Origin of the sequence: Dinoroseobacter sp. S124A (genome assembly GCF_049801015.1) — a bacterium.
In the GTDB taxonomy this organism is placed as follows: Bacteria; Pseudomonadota; Alphaproteobacteria; order Rhodobacterales; family Rhodobacteraceae; genus Dinoroseobacter.
The window spans coordinates 157,950-178,728 of the sequence record NZ_JBNAGD010000003.1; the positions used below are offsets into that span (position 1 = coordinate 157,950).

The window sequence follows — 20,779 nt, forward strand, 5'->3', positions numbered from 1 at the left end:
CAAATCTGGCAATACGGTTTTTTCAGATTGCGATTTTCGGGAACTAGAATTGCGAAAATGGCGAAACTGCGGTCTGTGATTGACCCTTGGGCGTGGTTTTTCCTCTTTAGGGGCAGAAAACGGAAAGGCCTGACCATGAAGACCCAGACCCGCGTCGTTGTTATTGGCGGTGGAATCGCTGGCTGCTCGACCCTCTATCACCTCACCCGCGAGGGCTGGACCGATGTCGTGCTTGTGGAACGGAACGAGCTGACCTCGGGCACCACCTGGCATTCGGCGGCGCAGGTCACCAATTTCGGTCAGACCCAGACCATGGTGGGCCTCAAGTCCCATTCCATCGCCCTCTACCAGGAGCTGCGCGATGATCCGGACTACCCGGTCGACTACAAGCATGGGGATGGCGGCATCCGGCTCGCCAATACCGAGGCGCAGATGGATGGCTACCGACACTTCGCCTCCATGGCGCGGGGGATGGGGGTCGAGTTCGAGGTGCTGGATGCGGCGGAATGCGCGCGGCGGCACCCGCTGATCTCGACCGAGAACCTGCTGGGCGGGCTCTGGGATCCGAGCGATGGGGATATCGACCCGGCGCAGCTGTGTCAGGCACTGGCGCGGCGCGCCCGCAAGGCCGGGGCCGAAGTGTACCGGAACACGCCGGTGACGGGGCTCACCCAGCACGCCGATGACAGCTGGACCGTCCATACCGACAAGGGCGACATCGCCTGCGAGATCGTGGTGAATGCCTGCGGCTACCGGGTGAACGAGGTGGGGGCGATGATGGGGGTGCATCACCCGGTCATGTCCATGGAGCACCAGTATTTCGTCACCGAAGAGATCCCCGCGATCCGCGAGGCCGGTCATCGGATGCCGCTCTTGCGTTGCCCGATCAGTGACTATTACTGCCGGCAGGAAAAGAACGGGTTGCTTGTCGGCTTCTACGAGCAGGACTGCAAGACCTGGGGGATGGACGGGATCGACCCGCATTTCGTCAACGCGCTCTGCCCGGATGATCTGGACCGGATCACCGATGTGCTCGAAGGCGCGTTCGAACGGATGCCCGCCCTGATGGAGGCCGGGATCCACACCGTCGTCAACGGGCCGATCACCTACACCATCGACGGCGCGCCGCTGGTCGGTCCGATCCCCGGCAAGCGCAATGCGTTCTGCATCATCGGTCTGCGCGCGGGTCTGGGCGAGGGGGGCGGTCATGGCTGGCTGCTCGCCCAGCAGATCGTCCATGGCGAGGCGGTCTATGACACCTGGGGTCTCGATCCGCGCCGTTTCACGGGCCATGCCAATGTGGAGCTGACCGCGTTGAAAGCCATCGAGGATTACCAGAACGAGTTCCGCTTCCACTTCCCGAACGAGCATCGCCCGGCGGGGCGCATGGCCAAGACCACGCCTCTCACCCCGGTGCTGGCGGCCGAAGGTGCGGAATTCACGGTGGTCAACGGGTGGGAGCGCGCGGAGCTTTTCAAACCCGACCCCGGGTTCGAGATCACCCACAGCTTCCGGTTTGACGAGGCAGAGGCGCTGGTCGCGGAGGAGGTCGCCGCGGTGCAGACCGCCGTCGGGCTGTGCGAGGTGAACGGGTTCAACCGGATCGAGATCACCGGGGCAGATGCCGAGAGCTTCCTTGACCGGATGATCTGCGGGCGGATGCCGCGCAAGGACGGGCGGGTCGGCCTGACCTATCTGCTCAATGACCACGGCATGGTGAAGGCCGAAGCGACGCTGGCCCGTCTGCCTGCCACGGATCGCGGCCCGGCGCGGATCTGGTACGGCTCGGCGGCGGCGGCGGAGTTCCATGACATGGACTGGCTGGCCCAGAATCTGCGCAAGGATGAGGATGTGCAGCTGCGCAGCCTGACCAATGACCAGACGATCCTCGTGCTGGCCGGTCCCAAGGCGCGCGAGGTGCTGAGCGCCGTCAGCCGCGGGAACTGGTCGGCCAAAGGGTTCCCCTGGCTCTCGGTCCGCGAGGCCTTTGTCGGGATCGCGCCGGTGACGGTTATGGCGGTAAGCTTCTCGGGGGAGCTGGCCTATGAGATCCATGTGCCCAATGCGTCCCTCTACACCGCCTACTTGTCCCTCCGCGCGGCGGGGGAGGCCCATGGTCTGCGCCTTTTCGGGGCGCGGGCGGTGGACTCCATGCGGCTTGAGAAAGGCTACCTGCACTGGAAGGCGGATATCCTGACGGAGTTCGACCCCTATGAGACCGGGCTCGACCGTTTCGTGACGCCGGACAAGCCCGATTTCATCGGCAAGGCGGCGTTGCTGGCACGGGAGGGGGCCGCGCGGCACCGGCTCGTGACCCTGCGCCTGCCCGGCGGGGCTGATGCGCCCCATGCGGCGGCTCATCCCGGAGCCTCGGTCATGTGCGGTGATGCGGTCGTGGGGACAGTGACATCCGGGGGCTATGGCCACCGGGTCGGTGCCAATCTGGCCTATGCCTTCCTCAAGCCCGGCGCGCCTGAGACCGGGCTGACGGTGGATGTGCTCGGCACACAGGTCGCGGCCGAGATCACCGAACGGGGGCTTTACGATCCGCAGATGGCGCGCGTTCGGGCCTGAGCCCGGGTGGCGCGAAAAGGTGCCGGCCCGCAGGGGTCTGCTGCGGACCGGCCGGGGCCATCAGGACAGGTGGTGGACATCCTGGAGGCCATAGACCGGGGTGGGGATACCCTCCATCCGGGCCTTGATCTGTAGCGACAGGAACTGGGAGTAATGCCGCGACTGGTGCAGGTTGCCGCCATGCATCCAGAGGTTCGGCACCTGGGTCGGCTTCCACATGTTGCGCTGCTCGCCTTCCCACGGACCGGGGTCCTTGGTCGTGTCCGACCCGAGCCCCCAGACCTTACCAAGCTGGTCGGCCTTGTCCTGACCCATCAGGTCCGCGACCCAGCCATTCATCGAGTTGTAGCCTGTCGCATAGACGATCAGATCCGCCTCGAGCTTGGTCCCGTCATCGAGGATTACGCCATCCTCGACCACCTCGGTGACCTGCCCGCGCTTGAGCTTGACCTCGCCATCGATGATGAGCTGACTCGCGCCGATATCGATGTAATAGCCCGATCCGCGCCGCAGGTATTTCATGAAGAGCCCGCTCTCGTCATCGCCCCAGTCGAGCCAGAAGCCTGCCTTCTCAAGCCCGGCATAGAACTCCTTGTCGCGCTCCTTCATCTCCGCATAGGCGGGGATCTGGAACTCGTGCAGGATCCGGTAGGGCAGGGACGCAAAGATCAGGTCTGCCTTCTCGGTGGTGACCCCGGCATTCACCGCCTCCTCGGAATAGAGCGCCCCGAGGCCCACATCCATCAGCGTGTCCGAGCGCACGATATGGGTTGATGACCGCTGGACCATGGTCACATCGGCCTCGCCTTCCCAGAGGGCCGCACAGATGTCATGGGCGGAGTTGTTCGAGCCGACCACCACGCATTTCTTGCCCTTGTAAGCGTCCGGACCCGGATGCTTGGAGGAATGGTGCTGGTCGCCCTTGAATTTCTCCATACCCGGGAAGTCGGGCATCCGCGCCTTGCCGGACATGCCCGTGGCCATAACAAGCTGCTTGGGCTTGAGGGTGACCTCTTCACCGTCGCGGTCCACCACGATGGTCCATTCGCCCGCCGCCTCGTCGAAGCTGGCCGATTTCGCCGTGGTGCGGGTCCAGTAGTTCAGCTCCATCACCTTGGTGTACATCTCGAGCCAGTCGCCGATCTTGTCCTTGGGGCTGAAGACCGGCCAGTTCTCGGGGAACTTGAGATAGGGCAGGTGGTCGTACCAGACCGGGTCATGCAGGCAGAGCGACTTGTAGCGGTTGCGCCAGCTGTCGCCGGGGCGGTCGTTCTTCTCGACGATGATCGTCGGCACGCCGAGCTGGCGCAGCCGCGCCCCCATGGCGATGCCGCCCTGTCCGCCGCCGATGATCACGCAATAGGGCTGCGTCGAATAGCCGAGCTCGGTCAGCTCTGTCTCACGCTCTTCGGCCCAGGTGGTGCGGTTGCGGCCCGCCCCGTGTTTCGCGCCGAGGGGACGGTCAAAGCCCTTGGGCTCTTCATGGCCCTTCAGCTCGACCATGGTGGTGAGCAGGGTCCAGATCTTGCCCTCTTTCAGACGGATCAGGCCGTAGCCGCGCGCGACATCGGTTTCAAAGGTGATCCAGGCGGTGGTCACGCCATCTTCCTCGGTGGCAAACTCGCCCTCGGCCACGTGCCAGTTGCGCGGCTTGGTCGTGGCCAGCTGGTGTTTCAGCATGTCCTCAACCTGCGCCTTGCCCTCGACCGTCTTGATGTTCCAGGTGAAGGTCACAAGGTCCCGCCAGTAGCAATCGTCCTGAAACATCTCGACGGCCCCGGCGATATCCTCGTCTGCCAGAGCCTTGCCGAAGCTTTCGAGGAAGGCCTCTGTCTGGTCTGTCACGGTTGTATCAAGCATCACGTCCTCCCGATTGTGCGCTGTCGGGGGCAAGCCTGCCCGACAAGTGCCGCCCACGGCTATGCCCGGGCCGGGGATGGGCGCAAAAAAGTCCCTGCGCCGGGCAGGGGCGTTGCGCGCGCAACACCGCGCAACAGGGCGCGCATCGCCTCAAGAGGGGGGTGTCAGCCCCGCCTTGCGCACCCGGCGCAACACGGTGGACCGGTTCACGCCCAGTCGTCGCGCGGCTTGGGACATGTTCCAGTTGCACGCATCGAGCAGGCTCTGGAGGTCCTCTTCCGGGGCGTCGGGGCGCGCCATCAGACCGGGCGCGGGCAGGTCCGGCAGGTCGATCACCTGTCCCTCGGTGACGGCGGCGGCCACGTCGAGCGCGGCCTGAAGTTCGCGGATATTGCCGGGCCAGGGGCGGGCAGCCAGCTCCGCCTTGGCGGCGGGCGAGAGGCTGAGCTCTTGCGCGCAATAGCGCCGCATCATCCGGGTGATCAGCCAGTCGAGATCATGGCGCAGGCGCAGGGGCGGGATCTCGACCCGGTGCCCGGCGAGGCGAAAATAGAGATCGGCGCGGAACTGCCCGGCGCGAACCGCCCCGGCCAGATCCTCGGTGCTGGCGGCGATCACCCGCAGGTCCGAGCGTGCCTCGATCAGGTTCAGCACAGCCGCCTGCCCTGCCGTGTCGAGATCGGCCGCGCCCTTGAGGAACAGCGTGCCCTGCGCGGTCTCGGGCAGCTTTGCCTCGACCAGCCCGGCGCAGCGCAGCACCAAGAAACCCTGCCCCGGAGGGCCGCAAAGATGGATCGCCCGGGCGAGCCGTTCCTTCCCGGTGCCGGTCTCGCCCTCCAGCAGCAAGGGGACCTGGGTCCGCGCAAGCTGCGCGAGGTTCCGCAGCAGAGGTGTCAGCACGGGATCGGGCCCCGCGAAACTGTCCAGCGGGCCCGGCAGGGCCTCGACCGGGGCGGCAGGGCGCGAGATCCGCGGGGCTTGCGGGGCGATGGCGTGGCCGAATACGCCGCGCCCGTCGCGCAGCCGCAGCACCCGGTCCTCGGTGGGTCGCCCGCGCATCAGGTCCGGCAGGTCATCGATCGAGACCTCCATCACCGTGTCGATCCGCGTTCCGATCAGGGTTGCCGGGTCCTCGGCCCCGAGCACTGTCTGCGCCGCATGGGTCATGCCGATGATCCGGCCGGAGCCGTCCAGCGCCACGGCGGCCTCGGGATCGACCTCGAGGAATTCCGGCGAAGTCGAGAAACGCAGCACCCAGTCGCGCCGCGCCGTGGTCATCAGATTGGCCATCTCGACGCGTCGGGCCGAGGACTTTACCAGGCTCATGGCGAGGTTCTGGCTCGATTTCGGGCCGGGCGAGCGCAAAAGCGAGATGTCGAGCACCGCCGATAGCTGTCCGAGCGAGTCGTAGATCGGCGCCGCCGTGCAAGAAAGCGGCGTATGCGCGATGCCGAAATGGTCGTCCTGATGGATCGTCACCGCCTCGCCGGTCACGATGCAGGAGCCCACGCCGCAGGTTCCGGCCAGATCCTCGGACCAGTCCGACCCGAGATAGAGCCCGGCCCGGCGCAACTCGTCCTCGAAGCGCGGATCGCCGAAGAAATCGACACAAACCCCCTGCGCATCGGCCAGAAGCAGCACGTAATTCTGCCCGGCCACCTGCCGGAACAGCCCCTGCAACCCGGACCGCGCTACGGCGATCAGCCGTTCCGATTGCTCGCGATGGGCGCGCAATTGCGTATCGGTGACGATATGGGGGGCATCCGCGCTGGTCGGGTTCAGGCCATAGGTATCAATGCAGCGGCGCCAGCTTTCGGTGACGATCGCATCGCGCCCGTTGCTGACGGCCTTGCCGCTGACGACACGGTCAATCTCCGTGACATGTGCCAGATCGCTCATGGCGTCCTCCCCTCGCCAATCCCGGGCCAGACTAGCAAGGACGCCGCGTCAAGGCGACACTGCTTTGGTGGCGGGTGCCCTGCATGCCGGGGGCGGGCTCACGAGACGGTGAACTCCGACCTTCGGCGCGTAGCGAGATGACATGATTTTTGCTACGGTCGTGCAGCTTCGGGGCGCATCAGATGTGCTTTGATGCCGGACGATCTGGGAGGAGAGCCTATGACACGTATCACCGCGCTGGCCACGACCGCCGCGATTCTGACCGCCACCACGGCCCTCGCGGGGTCCCAGACGCCGCTCGAGGATCCGATGAAATCGGGCATGTGGGACTATCATCAGGAGAACCTGCTGGGCGATCCGGCGGTGATTTCCTTCGATGATCGGGTGATCGTGCGCGGCCCGGCAGAGGCGGAGGATACGGTGAACGTGCCCCTTCTGGTGGATGCGACGGCGTTTGACGATGTCGAAGAGATCGTCATCTCGGCCGATTACGGCCCGATCCCCCATATCATGACCTATTACCCGGGGCAGGCGGAGGCCAAGATCTCCCTGCGGTTCAAGATCGATCAGGCCACGGCGATCCGGGCTTCGGTGCGCACGGCGGACGGTGCCTGGCATGTGGGCTCGACCTATATCGACGCGGCAGGGGGCGGCTGCACCGCGCCCGCCGCGGCCTATGCCAATGCGGACTGGTACGACAAGCTGGGCGAGATCCATGGCCAGATCTGGCCGGCCTCGGGCCGCGCCCGGATGGTGGTGGATCACCCGATGGATACGGGCCTTGCCGGGGATATCCCCGTCTTCATCATCGAAAAGCTCGACATTCAGAACGACGCGGGTGACACCCTCGCCCATCTCGAACTGAAGGAGCCGGTGAACGAGGACCCTGCCTTCACCCTCTATTTCGATCCCGCGACCATGCCGGCCGCGCTCCATGTGGATGGGCGTGACAACAATGGCAACGAGATCGAAGGTCTGCTCACGGCGTCCGAGACCCACTGATGATCACGCGACGGACGAGCCTGGGCCTTCTGGCCTCGGCGGCCCTGGTGCGCCCGGCGCGCGCCGCAAGCCGCCTGAGTTATGACCTGCGCCCGCAATCGGTGGCGAACGGGGTCTGGATGATCGAAGGCAGCACCGATTACTTTACCATGCAGAATGGTGGGGCGATCGTGAATTGCGCTCTGTTTCAAGGGCAGACGGGGCTGATCGTGATCGATACGGGCGCGAGCCTGCGCTATGGCGAGGCGCTCAAATCCGTGGCGGATGGGCTCGATCTGCGCGGGGTTTCGGCGGTGGTGAACACCCATCATCACCCAGACCACTTCTTTGGCAATCAGGTCTTCGCCGACAAGCCCATCCATGCGCTGGGCGAGACGATTCAGCAGGCCAATGCGAATGCCGACGCCTTTGCGGACAACATGTACCGGATCCTTGGCGATTGGATGCGCGGGACCGAGCCGGTCATGCCGCGCAACGTGATCGCGGGCGGGGATGTCACCATCGACGGGCGCGTGTTCGAGGCGCTGCCGCTCTCGGGGCATACGGCGGCGGATCTGGCCCTGCTCGACCGCGAGACGGGGATCCTCGTGACCGGTGATCTGGTGTTCTATGAACGTGCGGCGACCACGCCCTCGGCGGAGCTGCCGGACTGGCATGCCTCACTCGATGCGCTCGAGGCGCTGCGGCCGGAGGCGGTCCTGCCCGGGCATGGCCCCCTCGACCGGGGCGGTGCCGCGATCCCGCAGACCCGCGCCTATCTGCGCTGGCTGGAGGACACCTTTCGGGGTGCCGCGGCCTCGGGGCTCGACATGATCGAGGTGATGGATCTGGAGATCCCCGCGGAATTTGCGCGGCTGGGCTCGGAACCGGAGGAGTTCTATCGCTCGGTTTCCCATCTCTATCCCGGCATCGAGCTGGAGGTCATGCCCCGCGCGAACTAGGCGCGGGCGGCGGTCCATCAGTCCACATTGACAGGAACGGGGGTGGCGGGCACCAGCCTCCGGCCCTCGTCGAGCCAGCCATCTGTCCCCAGCCGGAACCAGTAGACCGCCCCGTAGCCGAGATCCGAGATCCGCTGGGCGGCGTTCCAGCTCATCCAGCAATCGGCAATGCAGAAGACCACGATCGGGCGATCCGGTTGGCCGTCCATCGCCGCAGCCAGATTCGTCTCGAGATAGGCCTGCATGGTCGGGCTCAGCCGTCCGCGCCCGGTCTCGGGCAGCCAGAGCGCCCCGGGCAGGCTCAGCCGCTCCTTCGAGACCAGCCATGTCCCGTCCAGCTCGTCGAATCGCGATTGGGCTGCGCCGAACACATCCAGCACCAAGGCACCTTCGGCGATCAGGGCCGCGGCGGTGTCCGTATCCACCAGCTGCGCAGGCGGCGGGATGTCCGAAGGGGTCGGCGCACGCTGCCGCCCGATGCGATAACCGGTGTCCGGATCAAAGAGTTCGGGCCGCTTGTCCCGCGCCTCGGCATAGGTCGCGGCTTGGGCGGGGAGGGCGAGATACAGGGCAAGGCACAGCAGGATCCGAAGCATGGCCCAAACTAGACCGCCCGGGCTGGCAAAACCATGCTTCTGACAACTGAGTAAAAGAGTCGGAATTGACTTTCCCGACTAAACCTGTCAACTTTGACTCCAACACCTCCAAACCCAAGAGCCCCGGCATGAAAATCGAAATGACAACAATCGCGGAAGGCCCTGTCCGGATTCCGGAAATAGATGTTCGCAAGATGCTGGGCGACGATCTGCGCGCCTATCTGCGCCTTGATGAGCAGATCTATACCCTCCGCATCACGCGCAACGGCAAGCTTATCCTCACCAAATAGGAGCGGACATGGCCAAGACCCCCAGCCCCTGCATTGATGTCTGCAAGTTCAAGCGGCAAGGTCATTGCATCGGGTGTTCGATGACGAAGGCGCAGAAGTCTCTGTTCAAGAGCCTCAAGAAGGACAGTCATCGGGAGGCCTTTGTGGCCATGCTCGTCCAGCAGCAGAAGATGCTTGGCAAATACAAGCATTGGGCGCCGGTCTATATGCGGAAATGTCTGAAGAAAAAGGCCAAGCCCGTGCAGGCCGTGCGCGACGCAGCCTGAGGCCCCGTCGCGCCAGAAGGTAAGGGTTCAGCGCAGATGCGCGCGCAGGAACCAGGCAAACTTCTCGTGGGTCTGACCGCGCGCGATGCAGAGATCCTCGGTCAGCGTATCGCCATGCTCGGCGGCCAGCTCGCCACAGCCCGCAAGGGTCGCGGCCAGGGTTTCCTGAGCGGATTTCATCGCTTCGATCATGGATTTCGCATCCCCGTGACCGTCATTCTCGGCGACTTTCGAGCGGGCGATCATCCCGGCCAGCGTGCCTTCGGCATGGGCGTCCAGCGCCTTCACACGCTCGGCCAGATCATCCTGGGCCTGAAAGTGATCCTCGTAGATTTCCTGAAACAGAGCGTGCAGCGGGCCAAATGCCATGCCGGTCACGTTCCAGTGGAAGTTCTGCGCGAGCATCGTGGTGACAGCGGTCTCAGCAACGGACTGATTCAACGCGTCTGCAATCGCCGTTTGCGCGTCTTGAGACAAGGCGGCGGCGGTTTGGGTCATGCTACCCTCCGTAAAGTATTTCTGATTTTTGGCTGGCGTTGGGCTGGCTGTCACCCAAACTTAGACTTGTTATAAGTCTTGGCAAGCACCAAGCAGCATCCGAACCGCAACTCGGGCGGGTCGACACACGCGACGCGCGATCAGAAAGTGCAAGCTATCCCAATCGGTTGCATCGATCCGGTCGAGCATGCTTAAAATCCATGCCTCATCGAAGGACAGGCTGTCCTCTCCGAGCCGGTAAATGATGATCCGCCGGTCCAGCGCCTCGGGCAGACAGGCGGCGAGGCTTTCAAACGGATGTGCGCGGTGCCGATCGGTCAGGCAGGTCTGCTCCAGCGAGCAATAGGGCCGGAACCGGGTCTGCCGCGCCGCGTTGCGCAGGGCCGTCAGCCGCGCGCGTCCTTTTTCCGACAAGTGCGCCACAGGGCGCTCGGGCGCCTTGGCTGGGCGCAGATCGGGGGCAAGGGGAACAGCGTGCAGGGGCATTGCGACGATCTTTGTTCGAATCTAATCCCGAGTAGATTTATCGGAAATCAGCGAGTTTGGCAATGCACCCGGGTAAAATTGTCAGGATTGCGTGTCACCTGGAAGTGTTAATCCCGCATTACGCGCATAGATCTTGGCGACCGCTGCATCATCCTCGGCTCCCAGCCCGGATCCGGCCGCTGCCATGAACTGCTGGAGCGCCGCCGCCGTGAGAGGGGCCGAGAATTTCGCCTCCGCCGCAATGTCGAGAACGATCCCCAGATCCTTGGGCCAGATATTGACCGAGCTGCGCGGCGTGTAATCCCCATCGACGATATGCGGGGCCCTGTTCTCGAACATCCACGAGGAGCCGGCGCATTTCGAGATCACCTCGACGGTCTTGGCCGGATCGACCCCCTGGGTCATGCCAAAGGTCACGGCCTCGGCCATGGCCGCGATATGGGTGCCCGCCAGCATCTGGTTGATCGCCTTCATCGCCGAGCCCGCCCCGGGTTCCGGCCCCAGTCCAAAGACGGTCTCGGCCATGGCCTCCAACGCGGGACCGGCCCCGGTGAACGCCTCTGCGGATCCGGCGGCCATGATGCTCAACGCGCCCTGTGCGGCCTTGGCCGCGCCGCCCGAGATCGGCGCGTCGAGGTAGTGCAACCCGGCCTCAGCACAGCGCGCCGCCATGGCACGGGCAAAGCTCGGCGGGACCGTCGCGCAGGCGATCACGGTGCCACCGGGGCGCAGGCTTTGCGCCCAGCCGTCCGGGCCAAAGAGGACGGCTTCGGTTTGGGCTGCGTTCAGAACCGCGATGACCAACGAGTCGATGGCCTCGGGCCGTTCCGCCAGCCCGCCCTCGGTCTGAAACCGGGCCATGGGCGCGGGCGCGATATCCGCGCCATAGACCGCATGCCCGGCCCGCAGCAGCGATTGCGCCATGCCATAGCCCATGGAGCCCAACCCGATCAGCGCCATCGTTTCCGTCATATCCTAGTCCTTTCGAGCCCGCAGAGCGCGGATCAGCGGCAGGCTCAGCATGCCCGCCGCGGCGATGGTCAGGCCAAGCGCAATCGGGTGACCGGTGAAGAAGGCCGCGAAGCTGCCATCGGTGATGATCAGGCCCTGCCGCAGGCTGAGTTCCAGTGTCGGACCCAGCACCATGCCGATGACCAGCGGCGCCATGGGATAGCCCTGCCGCCGCAGGATGAAGCCGACAATCCCGGCTCCCGCCATCACCAGCAAGTCGAACGGGTTCCCCCGCACGAAGAACACGCCCACGGTGCAGAGCAACGTGATCACGATCAGCATATAGGCCTCGCGCATCCGCAGAAGCGGGGCCGCCATTTTCGACACCACCATCCCCAGCGGCAGCAGCATCAGGTTGATGACGAAGAACCCGGCAAAGATCGACGCCATGAGGACGGGGTTGTCCTCCATCAGGCGGATCCCCGGCGTCACCCCGTGCAGGGTCAGTGTGGCGAGCATCACCGCCGTGATCGCGTCGCCGGGGATGCCGAGCGCCATGGTCGGCACCAGCGCGCCACCGGTCACGGCATTGTTCGCGGATTCGGACGCGATCAGGCCGTCGGGTTCACCCTTGCCGAAATTGTCCTTAGTCGGGGCAGAGCGGCGCGCCTCGGCATAGGAGATAAACGCGGCCGTGGCCGCCCCGGTGCCGGGCAGGATGCCGACGCCGTTGCCGATGGCCACGGATTTGACGAGGCCCCGGACCCGGCCCTTCCACTCGGCCAGCTTCGGCAGGACGATGCCCTTGAAATCCACCAGCATCCCGGCCGGATCCGGGCCGGCGCTTGCGCGGATCAGCACCTCCGACAGGGCGAAGACCCCGATCACCACCGCCAGCAGGTTGAAGCCCGCGATCAACTGAAACTGCCCAAAGGTGAACCGCGCCTCACCGGTGATCGGATCACCGCCGACCGTGGACAAAAATATCCCCAGCATCCCCGCCATCAGGCCCTTCACAAGGCTCCCTTCGGAGACCGAGACGATGCAGGTCAGGCCCAGCAGGATCAGGGCAAAGGTCTCGATAGGCCCGAAATTCAGGGCAAAGGCCGCGAGTTGCGGCGCGGCGAAGATCAGCACGACCGCCGAAACGAGCCCGCCCGTGACCGAGGCGATGGTTGCCCAGCCGAGCGCCTTGCCCGCCTCGCCCCGCTGGGCCATGGGAAACCCGTCGAGACAGGTCGCCGCCGATTGCGGCGTGCCGGGCGTGTTGATCAGGATCGCCGAGATCGACCCGCCATAGACCGAGCCCGCATAGATCGCGAGCAGGAGCAGGATCGCCGGGGCCTGATCCATGGTCAGGGTGAAGGGCAGGATCATCGCCACGGCCACGGTGGACCCGATCCCCGGCAGCGCGCCGAGAATGATCCCCAACATGGTGCCGACGCTCAGCACCAGCAGGCCTTGCGGCGACAGAAGCAGGGCAAACGCCTGGGGCAGAAGCTCAACCATTCAGAGCCACCACAGGAACGGCGAGACCGGCAGCGGCATCGTCAGGATATGATTGAACAGCAGCACCAGACCGCCCGGCACCCCAAGTGCAATCCCGGCGAGCGCCAGCGGGTTGCGCACCTCCAGCACCCAGAGCATGCCGAAGGCCAGCGGTACCGAACAGAGGAAGAAGCCCAGCTTGGGCAGCAGGATCACATAGGCCACAAAGGCCACCGAGATCGCCGCGACCGTGCCGAGCCGGATCGGCTTGGACGTCGGCTGCGCCATCACATCGCTCATCACGTTGAGCAGGGCGAGGGCCACCCACATCATCAGAACGATCCGGGGAAAGAACATCGGGCTGAACGCGCCGCCCAGATCCGCGAATTGCAGGCCAAAGGTGCTGAGCATGAGCCCCGCGCCAATCAGCAGCAATATCACTGAGACGACCGATCGTTCGGTCAGCATACGCGTCATCCCGCCCCTCCCCCGAGCAAGATAGGGCCGCGCCCGGGGTCTTGCCCGGGCGCAGCGGATGGGATGGTCTTAGAGACCCGCCGCCTCGATCAGGGCGCCGTTGGACTCGTATTGTGCCCGGAAGAACGCCTCGAACTCCTCGGAGCCGCGATAGTTGATCACGGTGGAGGTGTTGGTCGCGAACTCCTGGAAGCCGTCGGAATTCACCGCCGTCTCGCAGGCCGCTTCGAGCTTGGCGACAACCTCGGGCTCGACACCGGCGGGCGCAAAGAGGCCGCCCCACAGGTACAGCTCGTTCAGAGGCGCCTCGATCCCGGCCTCGGCGGCGGTGGGCACATCCGGGTAGTTCTCGAGACGCTCATCGTTGAACACCATCAGCGGGCGGAAGTCGCCGCGCGACATTAGGATCTCGGTATCGCCGAAGAATTGGATCGTGCCTGCCGCCATGGCCTGCACCGCGGGGCCGGAGCCCTGGAAGGGCAGATGCTTGAGCTTGTCGAGCACACCCAGACCGGCAAAGCCCGCCACGGTGGTCAGGTGGGTCATCGCGCCCGGACCGGAGGAGCCGTAGATCAGTTTGCCCGGCTCCGCCTCGATGGCGGCAATCGCCTCTTCGATGGAGGTGTAGGGGCTGTCAGCGGTGGTGAACAGCAGCGTCGGCGAGGCCGCGACCGAACAGATCGGCGTCCAGCTGTCCACGTCATAGGGAACGTCCTTGATCTGCGGCTGGATCGTCGAGACGGTGATCGAGAAATAGCCAAGCTGGTAGCCATCCGCCCGCTGACCGGCCAGCGCGCCTGCGGCCACGGTGCCGGAACCGCCCGCCATGTTCGACACAAAGGCGTCGCCGCCGATGGCTTCGGCGAAATGCGGAGCAAAGCCGCGCAGCAGCAGGTCCGTACCGCCGCCCGCGTTGAACGGGGCAATCAGGTTGATGGGGCGCTGCGGAAAATCATCGGCAAGTGCCGTTGTCCCGACCATGGCCACGGTCGCGCTCAGCAGCGCGGAGAGCGTCAATGTCTTCATGTCTTCCTCCCTGGTATCGCCTTTATTGCGATTGGTAACGTTGTCACGACATATGGTAACGTTGTCAATAACCCTGTTATAGGGCTATGCTGACCCGTATCCACCGATTGCAACTGGAGCTTGCCGTGCCCGATGGGGACTCTCGTCCGACGCTGAAACACGTGGCCGCCCGGGCGGGCGTCAGCCTGATCTCGGCGTCGCGGGTCATGCGCGGTGCTGCGCATGTCTCTGCCGATCTGCGCCAGAAGGTCGAGGCGGCTGCGAGCGAGCTGGGCTATAGCCGCAACCGGATCGCGGGGTCCTTGCGCGGGCAGTCGAGCGATCTGATCGCGGTGATCGTGCCCTCCATGTCCAACCATGTCTTCCCGCCCATCGTCGATGGGATCGATGCGGCCCTGCAGGGCAGCCGGTTCCGCCCGGTGCTCGGCATGACGGGATATGACATCGGGACCGAAGAGACGATTTTGCGCGACCTGCTCTCCTGGACCCCGTCGGCGGTCATCCTCAGCGGGGCGGAGCATACGGAGGGGACGCGCAAGCTTCTGATGCGCCATTCCGGCCCGGTGGTCGAGATGCTGGACACCGATATGGTGCCCATCGATCTGGCGGTCGGGATCTCCCAGCGCGCCGCGGGTGAGATGATGGCCACCCATCTGATCGCGCGCGGCTATCGGCGGATCGGCTTTGTCGGGGCCTGGGGCGGGCGCGACATGCGCGCGGCCAAGCGGCTTGCGGCGCTTGCGGCAACGATCGAGGCCAATGGCTTGCCGCCTCTGGTCCAGCATATCGCGACCGAGCCGTCCTCCCTGCCCGTTGGGGCCGAGGCGGTGGGCGTGCTGCGGGCCATGGCACCGGATCTCGACGCGGTGGTCTTTGCCAATGACGATCTTGCGCTGGGTGCTCTGTTCGCCTGTCAGTCCGCCGGGCTGTCGGTGCCCGGGGATCTGGCGCTGGCCGGGTTCAATGGGCTCGACATGTGCCAGGTGATCGCGCCCCGGCTCACCACGATCCAGACCCCGCGATTCGAGATCGGGCGCACGGCGGGGCGGCTCCTGCTCGCCAATCTGGAGGGCGAGACGCGCCCGCCTCCGGCGACGCTGTCCCTGCGCCTGATCGAGGGCGAGACGACCTAGAGATAGGGCTCCAGCAGCGGTCGGATCGCGATCTCGGCCCTGAGCCGCGCCGCCAGCAGGAACATCCCCCCCATCTTGCGCTGCAGATAGAGCGCGTCCATGGGCGGGATCACCCAGAAATCCCGATCCTCTGCGAACTCCATGCCCGCCTCCCGCAGCTCGCGCGCCAAAGGGGTCGTGGCGAAATCGACGGGGGCATCGCTGCGCAAGGGCGTCATGGCCATGTCGACCATGTCGAGGATCGGCTTACGATGCTTCGGGGCGGTGCCCGGTTCGAGAAACCCGATCGCCTCCATCGCGGACCGGGTCGCGCTGCGATCGGCGCTGAGCCCGGCACGCATCAGGTCGCGGTACTGGGCGACAAGCCCGGGGGCAAAAGCGCGCGACGCTCCGAAATCCAGCAGCACGATCCGCCCGGTCGCGGGTTGATAGCGGTAATTGGCGAAGTTCGGGTCGGTCTGCATCAGCCCGAACTCGAACAGCTCGCGCAGCATCAGCCGGATCAGCCCGGCCACGACCCGGTTCCGGGTCTCCGCATCAGCCTCGGTCAGGCTCTCGACCGCGACACTCTCGACGAAGCTCATCCCGAGGATGTCGGGCGTGGTGAGGTCCGGATAGCCCTCGGGCACGAGGTAGTCGGGGTCCTTGTCCAGCAGCGCCCCGAACCGGGCGAGCATGTCGGCCTCGCGGGCATAATCGGCCTCTTCATGGAGTTGGCGGCGGGCCTCTTCCATCAGCGGCGCGAGGTCGATTTCTTTCGGGACCAGCCCGGACACCCGCATCAGGCTCGCCACGTTGCGCACATCGCTGTCGATGCTGTCGCGGACGCCCGGATACTGGATCTTGAGCGCGACGTCCCGACCATCCTTCATCCGTGCGCGGTGCACCTGCCCGATGCTGGCCGCCGCCACGGGGCGCACGTCGAATTTCGCGAATTTCCGGCGATAGTCCGGGCCCCAGTTGCGCCGGAGCACCTGATCGAGCTGCTGCGGCGGCATGAAATGGGCATCCGCGCGCAGATGTCCGAGGATCTCGGCCAGCTCCGGCGGCAGGAAATCCCGGCCCTCAAGGCTCAGAAGCTGGCCGACCTTCATCGCGGCCCCGCGCATCTGCGCAAGCTGTGCGGTGATCCGGGCGGCGTTCCCGGGGGTCAGCAGAAGCTCTTCGAATTTGGGGCGACGCCCGGTCAGAAGCTGCCGACCGCCCTGCACCGCCATGGAGCCTGCGACGCCCGCCGCCATCCCGCCAAGCCGCGCCATACGCGACGCGCGGGAGTTGGGCACGGGCAACCCGCGCGGTTCGTGGACATATTTGGTCATGCAGGGCGAGCTAGGGCGCAGCCGCCGCCCCGCCAGCGGTTACTTCAGCTGCAGGCTGCTGACCCGCGCGGCAATCTTGCCATCGGTGTCGTCGCTATCGGCAGACACCCCGAGCCCGATCAGGACAGGGGCCTCTTCGCCAAAGGCCTTGCGATAATCCGCGCGCAGATCAACATTCTCGGCAAACTGCCCGGTGCCCGGCCCGCGCTTGACGATGGTCACAAGCCCCGGGTGGTAGGGGCTGGGCAGCACGGCGTTCTTGGCGTGATCGCCCCCCCAGACATAGACCAGCGCCTTTGTGCCCGGCGCCTTCAGCAGCTTGCGTGCCGAGCTTGGATCGACCGTGGCCGCCGTGCCTTCATCGGTGAACACGAAATACAGCGCGAGGTTGCGGTCATCACCGCCCTTGCGCCGCAGATCCGTCGCGCCGACGCCCTCGGCCACGGCCCATTGCCAGGATGCCTTGCCCGCATCGCGCGAGGTCTCGGGCACCGCCCGCCACAGAAGCGAGACCGTCCCGTCAGAGATCACGTCGAGGGATCCGCCCTTTTGCACGAAGTCATTCGTGAACAGTCGCAGGAACCCCTGCTCGCGCCATGACCCGTCAAAGGGCACAGGCTCGGCGAAGGCCGGGGTGGTCAGGGCAAGGGCGAGGGCGGTGAGTGTGGCACGGTAAGTCATGTCTCTGAGCTAGCGGGCCCACGGGCCTCGGGCAAATCAACGGCTCTCACGCCTGTGTGACGCTCTGTTGCAAAGCGCGGCTCAGCGCAGGCGGACCCAAAGGCTCGCCGCCACGATCAGGGTCGATCCGGCCAGCAGTGACAGGGTGGGCACCTCGTCAAAGACAAAGAACCCCACGGCGGTCGTCAGCACGAGGCTGAGATAGCCGAGAATGGCGAGCATCCCGGCCTCGCCCAGCTTGTGCGCGCGCAGGAAACAGAACTGCGCTGCCTGGGCGAAGGCGCCAATGGCCAGCAAAGCCGGCCAGTCGCCAGGGGCTACGGGGGTCCATTGAACTGCCGCGACCGGTGCCAGTACCAGCGATAGTCCGGCTGTGTAGAAGGTCATCAGCACGACGGTTGGCGCGGTCTTCAACCGCCGGGTCACGATCACCGCACCCGTGCCCGCCAGGATCGTCACTGCGAGCGCCCAGAGCGCGGGGTCATAGGCCACCGTGCCCGGCTGCAGCGCGATGGCGACACCGCAGAGGCAGACGAGCGCCGCGACCCACTGGCTGCGGCGGATCGGCTCGGCCAGCAGCATTGCGGCCATGGCCATCAGGACAAGTGGCCGGGTGAAGTTCATCGCCGTGAAAAGCGCGAAGGGCACCCGCGCGATTGCGTAGAAGGAACAGGTCAGCGCCAGCGCCGAGAGCCCCACGCGCAGCCCATGGAGCGGCAGGTTGGTGAGCGTGCGAAACGCCGCGCGGTCCCGCCAGATCCAAGGCAGCATCAGGATCAGCCCGACCCCGGCCCGGATCAGCACAAGCTGGGCAGCGGGGACCTCCAGCCCCATGGCCTTGACGATCGACAGCGCCCAGATGTTGAGCGCCATATCCGCCAGCAGCCATCCGCCGCCCCGGCGATTGCCCTCTGAACCCCGCGTTTGGCTGTCGCCGCTCACCCGGCCCGGGGTGCGGTGAGGTTCATCACCAACCGGAACGCACCGGGGGTCAGACGTTCCATCTGGTGGTGCAGGATCAGCGCGCAATGAACATGCCGCCCGGCGCCGATCTCGGCGGCCAGCAGCGCGCCGCGATGGGGGGCTTCGCCCGGATCGGCCATCTCCAGAAGCGGGGTGTAGGCCGCGTCCCAGGATTTGGCGAAATAGAGCCCGCGCTCCTTGTGCCAGCCTTCCCAATCCTTGGGGCCGATGCGGTTCGGATGGGTCAGGCAGGGGTGATCGGGGGCGAGGGCCGTGACCTCAGCCCGCTCATCCGTGACCCGCCAGCGCAGGGAGGGTTGCCCGATCTCCAGTGGGCGCGGCGCGGTCCGGGCGGCATCCCAGTTGTCCCACGGGCGGTGATAAAGCGTCAACAATGTGCCGCCCTGCGCCACCCAGTCATGGATCGCCGGCAGGGCCTCGGTCAGCCCCTTCCGCATCCGGATCGCAAAAATCCCGATGACCAGCGTGTCGTAGCGGGCCAGGGCTTCGGCATCGCTCAGCTCGCGATCGCTGAGCGCGGTGACATCCGCCCCGATCTGACCGAGCCAATGGTCAACCCGGTCATTGCCTCCTCCGATATAGCCGATCCGCCCGGGATGCAGCGCAGCGTCGAGAACGCGGACCTGCACCTCCGCCGCGCCCGACAGAAGGCGGGGCGCCGTATGGTCATGGACGATGAGCTGGCTTTCATGGGCCGGGGCCCCGTCAAGGGTCAGGGGCAGGCGGTACAGCCCCTCCGCCGGATCCTTGGGCAGGGTCACGCGCAGCCCGGTGGCCGTGGGCTCGGCCCGCCACCCCTCGGGCAGGGTGATCCCGGGCGTGGCCCCGGATGGACGGATCTCCCGCAGGATCAGCTCGATCACCTCCGGCGGCGCGGCACGGTTCACCGCGATGCGCGTCTGATCACAGGACAGGCTCCGCGCGGGTTGGACCAGCGGCGGCGTCTCGAAAGGCAGGGAGGTCACGCTCTCGACCCCCAGCGCGCGCGTCACCACGCGCAAGGCGGGCGTGCTCGGCGCGTCGGGCAGGAAAACCGGCGGATAGGCGTCCGAGGGCGCGGCTTCGGGCCCGGGGCCGATCGCGCTGCCGCCCTGCACCCAGTCGGGGGGTAGCATCGGCATGACCTCGACCGAGCCTGTCTCAGCGAAGTGTTCCACCGTCAGCTCGGTGACCTCGCCCGGGGCCAGTACTGTGCGCGCCACATGGCCATGGATCTCGACCCCGGCAGCCGCGCGGATCAGGGTCGAAAGCTGTGCGATCTTGCGGGCGATCCGATGGGCGCTGCGTGGCGGGTTCCGGGCTTCGGCCGCCTGGCGCAGGGCCTGCAGGGCGGCGGTCGCCGCGGCGAGGATGCCGGCCGTGTCGGGAAAGGCAGCCGCGGCGCGGGCGATCTGCGCCTCCGCCTCAGCCAGATCGGCCTTTGCCGGGCTGTCCAGCGCGCTGAGCGCGGCGGGCAGACCGTCCGAAACCGCAGTGTCAGGGCCCGTTGTCCGCCGCCGGGCCAGATGCAGAGGCAGATCGCGTCCCGCCCCGCGCGGGACCCAGCGGCCCATGGCTTGCGTCCGGTGGCAGGCGCGCGATTGCTGACCGATCTGGGCATAGTCCCAGCCCGTGACCGGATCGCGCCCGGCGGCGGGCACGGTCATCGTGGCCGGAGGCGGCGGCAGGTTATCGTCATAGGCCTGCCCCGCACCGGACCATGCGGGCAGATAGAGCTTCGCGATCTCCCATGGCGCGCCGAGCTCGGGCGCAAAACCCGGATCGGCGGCCAGATCAAACGCTTCATGGGCGGCCTGTGTCATGGCCCGGTGATGGCCATGCTGGCCCGGCACATCAAGGAAGGTGGGGCAGAGGATATCCGGCTTCTCGGCGCGGATCACCTGTACCAGCCGGGTCAGGGTGCGGTCGCGGCCCCAATTGCGCAGGGTCTCTTCGCCGGATTTCGAGAAGCCGAAATCGAAGATCGCATCGTCTGGGTGCTCGGACAACCAATAGAGCCGCAGGGGCAGGATCTCGGCCGCGCGCTCCATCTCTGCGGTGCGCAGGGTGCCAAGCGCGGTGGTCGCCTCGGTCCCGATATCGTTCTGCCCGCCTTCGCCGCGATTGGCGCAGACATAGCTGAGCTCGATCCCGTCGCGCCAGCTCAGCGCGGCGAGCATGTCCGAGATCTCATCATCCGGGTGGGCGCCCGAATTCATGAAACTCACCGTTGTCTGCAGCGGGCGCAGGGCGCGCCACAGCGCGGTGATGCGGGGCGCGGCGCGTTGGGCGGCGATGCGGGTCTGGTCCGGGGTCGGCATGGCGACGG

General features: G+C 66.1%; 19 protein-coding genes. 6 read left to right on the forward strand and 13 right to left on the reverse strand.

Features of this window, described 5'->3' with window-relative positions; translation table 11 throughout:
- Nucleotides 1-135 precede the first annotated feature (135 nt).
- Entirely contained in the window at nt 136-2,574 is a 2,439-nt protein-coding gene (locus ACP15I_RS08595) for a GcvT family protein (protein WP_424974732.1), read from the forward strand.
- Between the two features lie 60 nt (nt 2,575-2,634).
- On the opposite strand, the gene ACP15I_RS08600 is transcribed toward ACP15I_RS08595, so the two are convergent.
- Together ACP15I_RS08600 and ACP15I_RS08605 are read right to left on the reverse strand one after the other, a co-directional pair.
- Nucleotides 2,635-4,434, reverse strand: a complete 1,800-nt coding sequence (locus ACP15I_RS08600; protein ID WP_424974733.1) for an NAD(P)/FAD-dependent oxidoreductase — start codon at nt 4,432-4,434, stop codon at nt 2,635-2,637.
- 150 nt (nt 4,435-4,584) lie between these two features.
- On the reverse strand, nt 4,585-6,333 hold the full coding sequence (locus ACP15I_RS08605) for a sigma-54-dependent Fis family transcriptional regulator (protein WP_424974734.1): 1,749 nt from the start codon (nt 6,331-6,333) through the stop codon (nt 4,585-4,587).
- 219 nt (nt 6,334-6,552) lie between these two features.
- Here ACP15I_RS08605 and ACP15I_RS08610 point away from each other — a divergent pair, with 219 nt between their 5' ends.
- Nucleotides 6,553-7,335: a quinoprotein dehydrogenase-associated SoxYZ-like carrier gene (locus tag ACP15I_RS08610; RefSeq protein ID WP_424974735.1), complete on the forward strand. Its 783-nt coding sequence runs from the start codon at nt 6,553-6,555 to the stop codon at nt 7,333-7,335.
- On the forward strand, nt 7,335-8,276 hold the full coding sequence (locus ACP15I_RS08615) for a quinoprotein relay system zinc metallohydrolase 1 (RefSeq protein WP_424966191.1): 942 nt from the start codon (nt 7,335-7,337) through the stop codon (nt 8,274-8,276). Before ACP15I_RS08610 ends, ACP15I_RS08615 begins: the two co-directional genes overlap by 1 nt.
- A 17-nt stretch (nt 8,277-8,293) precedes the next feature.
- Here ACP15I_RS08615 and ACP15I_RS08620 read toward each other — a convergent pair whose 3' ends face one another.
- Nucleotides 8,294-8,872, reverse strand: a complete 579-nt coding sequence (locus tag ACP15I_RS08620; RefSeq protein WP_424974736.1) for a rhodanese-like domain-containing protein — start codon at nt 8,870-8,872, stop codon at nt 8,294-8,296.
- A 128-nt stretch (nt 8,873-9,000) separates the two neighbouring features.
- Here ACP15I_RS08620 and hemP point away from each other — a divergent pair, with 128 nt between their 5' ends.
- A complete protein-coding gene (gene hemP, locus ACP15I_RS08625; RefSeq protein WP_424966194.1) occupies nt 9,001-9,162 on the forward strand; it encodes a hemin uptake protein HemP in 162 nt (53 codons plus the stop codon).
- 8 nt (nt 9,163-9,170) lie between these two features.
- On the forward strand, nt 9,171-9,428 hold the full coding sequence (locus tag ACP15I_RS08630; protein WP_424966195.1) for a DUF1289 domain-containing protein: 258 nt from the start codon (nt 9,171-9,173) through the stop codon (nt 9,426-9,428).
- Between the two features lie 27 nt (nt 9,429-9,455).
- Here the strand turns inward: ACP15I_RS08630 and ACP15I_RS08635 are convergent, their stop codons facing one another.
- From ACP15I_RS08635 to ACP15I_RS08660, 6 genes are all read right to left on the reverse strand, one after another.
- The gene (locus ACP15I_RS08635; RefSeq protein ID WP_424974737.1) at nt 9,456-9,926 is read right to left on the reverse strand and encodes a Dps family protein; all 471 of its coding nucleotides are present in this window, start codon (nt 9,924-9,926) and stop codon (nt 9,456-9,458) included.
- 69 nt (nt 9,927-9,995) lie between these two features.
- Nucleotides 9,996-10,412, reverse strand: coding sequence for a hypothetical protein (locus ACP15I_RS08640; protein WP_424974739.1), 417 nt, complete (start codon nt 10,410-10,412; stop codon nt 9,996-9,998).
- An 81-nt stretch (nt 10,413-10,493) separates the two neighbouring features.
- Entirely contained in the window at nt 10,494-11,384 is an 891-nt protein-coding gene (gene ltnD / locus ACP15I_RS08645; RefSeq protein WP_424966198.1) for an L-threonate dehydrogenase, read from the reverse strand.
- A 3-nt stretch (nt 11,385-11,387) separates the two neighbouring features.
- Entirely contained in the window at nt 11,388-12,872 is a 1,485-nt protein-coding gene (locus tag ACP15I_RS08650; protein ID WP_424966199.1) for a tripartite tricarboxylate transporter permease, read from the reverse strand.
- Nucleotides 12,873-13,328: a tripartite tricarboxylate transporter TctB family protein gene (locus ACP15I_RS08655; RefSeq protein WP_424966200.1), complete on the reverse strand. Its 456-nt coding sequence runs from the start codon at nt 13,326-13,328 to the stop codon at nt 12,873-12,875.
- Between the two features lie 69 nt (nt 13,329-13,397).
- The gene (locus ACP15I_RS08660) at nt 13,398-14,354 is read right to left on the reverse strand and encodes a Bug family tripartite tricarboxylate transporter substrate binding protein (protein WP_424974740.1); all 957 of its coding nucleotides are present in this window, start codon (nt 14,352-14,354) and stop codon (nt 13,398-13,400) included.
- An 86-nt stretch (nt 14,355-14,440) separates the two neighbouring features.
- Here ACP15I_RS08660 and ACP15I_RS08665 point away from each other — a divergent pair, with 86 nt between their 5' ends.
- Nucleotides 14,441-15,487, forward strand: coding sequence for a LacI family DNA-binding transcriptional regulator (locus tag ACP15I_RS08665; protein ID WP_424974741.1), 1,047 nt, complete (start codon nt 14,441-14,443; stop codon nt 15,485-15,487).
- Here the strand turns inward: ACP15I_RS08665 and ACP15I_RS08670 are convergent.
- From ACP15I_RS08670 to ACP15I_RS08685, 4 genes are all read right to left on the reverse strand, one after another.
- Nucleotides 15,484-16,806, reverse strand: coding sequence for an ABC1 kinase family protein (locus tag ACP15I_RS08670; RefSeq protein WP_424974742.1), 1,323 nt, complete (start codon nt 16,804-16,806; stop codon nt 15,484-15,486). The genes ACP15I_RS08665 and ACP15I_RS08670 overlap by 4 nt on opposite strands.
- 39 nt (nt 16,807-16,845) lie before the next feature.
- The gene (locus ACP15I_RS08675) at nt 16,846-17,487 is read right to left on the reverse strand and encodes a DUF3047 domain-containing protein (RefSeq protein ID WP_424966204.1); all 642 of its coding nucleotides are present in this window, start codon (nt 17,485-17,487) and stop codon (nt 16,846-16,848) included.
- An 81-nt stretch (nt 17,488-17,568) separates the two neighbouring features.
- Nucleotides 17,569-18,429: a DMT family transporter gene (locus ACP15I_RS08680; protein ID WP_424974743.1), complete on the reverse strand. Its 861-nt coding sequence runs from the start codon at nt 18,427-18,429 to the stop codon at nt 17,569-17,571.
- Nucleotides 18,426-20,771 carry a PIG-L family deacetylase gene (locus tag ACP15I_RS08685; protein ID WP_424974744.1) on the reverse strand — a complete coding sequence of 782 codons (2,346 nt, stop codon included), beginning with the start codon at nt 20,769-20,771 and terminating at the stop codon, nt 18,426-18,428. Before ACP15I_RS08685 ends, ACP15I_RS08680 begins: the two co-directional genes overlap by 4 nt.
- Nucleotides 20,772-20,779 lie beyond the last annotated feature (8 nt).

Bases quoted from the DNA above. Each gene is read 5' to 3' on its own strand.
- ACP15I_RS08635 (WP_424974737.1), bottom strand. From the start codon at position 9,926: ATGACCCAAACCGCCGCCGCCTTGTCTCAAGACGCGCAAACGGCGATT.
- ACP15I_RS08610 (WP_424974735.1), top strand. From the start codon at position 6,553: ATGACACGTATCACCGCGCTGGCCACGACCGCCGCGATTCTGACCGCC.
- ACP15I_RS08675 (WP_424966204.1), bottom strand. From the start codon at position 17,487: ATGACTTACCGTGCCACACTCACCGCCCTCGCCCTTGCCCTGACCACC.
- ACP15I_RS08600 (WP_424974733.1), bottom strand. From the start codon at position 4,434: ATGCTTGATACAACCGTGACAGACCAGACAGAGGCCTTCCTCGAAAGC.
- ACP15I_RS08630 (WP_424966195.1), top strand. From the start codon at position 9,171: ATGGCCAAGACCCCCAGCCCCTGCATTGATGTCTGCAAGTTCAAGCGG.
- ACP15I_RS08685 (WP_424974744.1), bottom strand. From the start codon at position 20,771: ATGCCGACCCCGGACCAGACCCGCATCGCCGCCCAACGCGCCGCGCCC.
- ACP15I_RS08650 (WP_424966199.1), bottom strand. From the start codon at position 12,872: ATGGTTGAGCTTCTGCCCCAGGCGTTTGCCCTGCTTCTGTCGCCGCAA.
- ACP15I_RS08670 (WP_424974742.1), bottom strand. From the start codon at position 16,806: ATGACCAAATATGTCCACGAACCGCGCGGGTTGCCCGTGCCCAACTCC.
- ACP15I_RS08605 (WP_424974734.1), bottom strand. From the start codon at position 6,333: ATGAGCGATCTGGCACATGTCACGGAGATTGACCGTGTCGTCAGCGGC.
- hemP (WP_424966194.1), top strand. From the start codon at position 9,001: ATGAAAATCGAAATGACAACAATCGCGGAAGGCCCTGTCCGGATTCCG.
- ACP15I_RS08660 (WP_424974740.1), bottom strand. From the start codon at position 14,354: ATGAAGACATTGACGCTCTCCGCGCTGCTGAGCGCGACCGTGGCCATG.
- ACP15I_RS08615 (WP_424966191.1), top strand. From the start codon at position 7,335: ATGATCACGCGACGGACGAGCCTGGGCCTTCTGGCCTCGGCGGCCCTG.
- ACP15I_RS08595 (WP_424974732.1), top strand. From the start codon at position 136: ATGAAGACCCAGACCCGCGTCGTTGTTATTGGCGGTGGAATCGCTGGC.
- ACP15I_RS08665 (WP_424974741.1), top strand. From the start codon at position 14,441: ATGCTGACCCGTATCCACCGATTGCAACTGGAGCTTGCCGTGCCCGAT.
- ltnD (WP_424966198.1), bottom strand. From the start codon at position 11,384: ATGACGGAAACGATGGCGCTGATCGGGTTGGGCTCCATGGGCTATGGC.
- ACP15I_RS08655 (WP_424966200.1), bottom strand. From the start codon at position 13,328: ATGACGCGTATGCTGACCGAACGATCGGTCGTCTCAGTGATATTGCTG.
- ACP15I_RS08640 (WP_424974739.1), bottom strand. From the start codon at position 10,412: ATGCCCCTGCACGCTGTTCCCCTTGCCCCCGATCTGCGCCCAGCCAAG.
- ACP15I_RS08620 (WP_424974736.1), bottom strand. From the start codon at position 8,872: ATGCTTCGGATCCTGCTGTGCCTTGCCCTGTATCTCGCCCTCCCCGCC.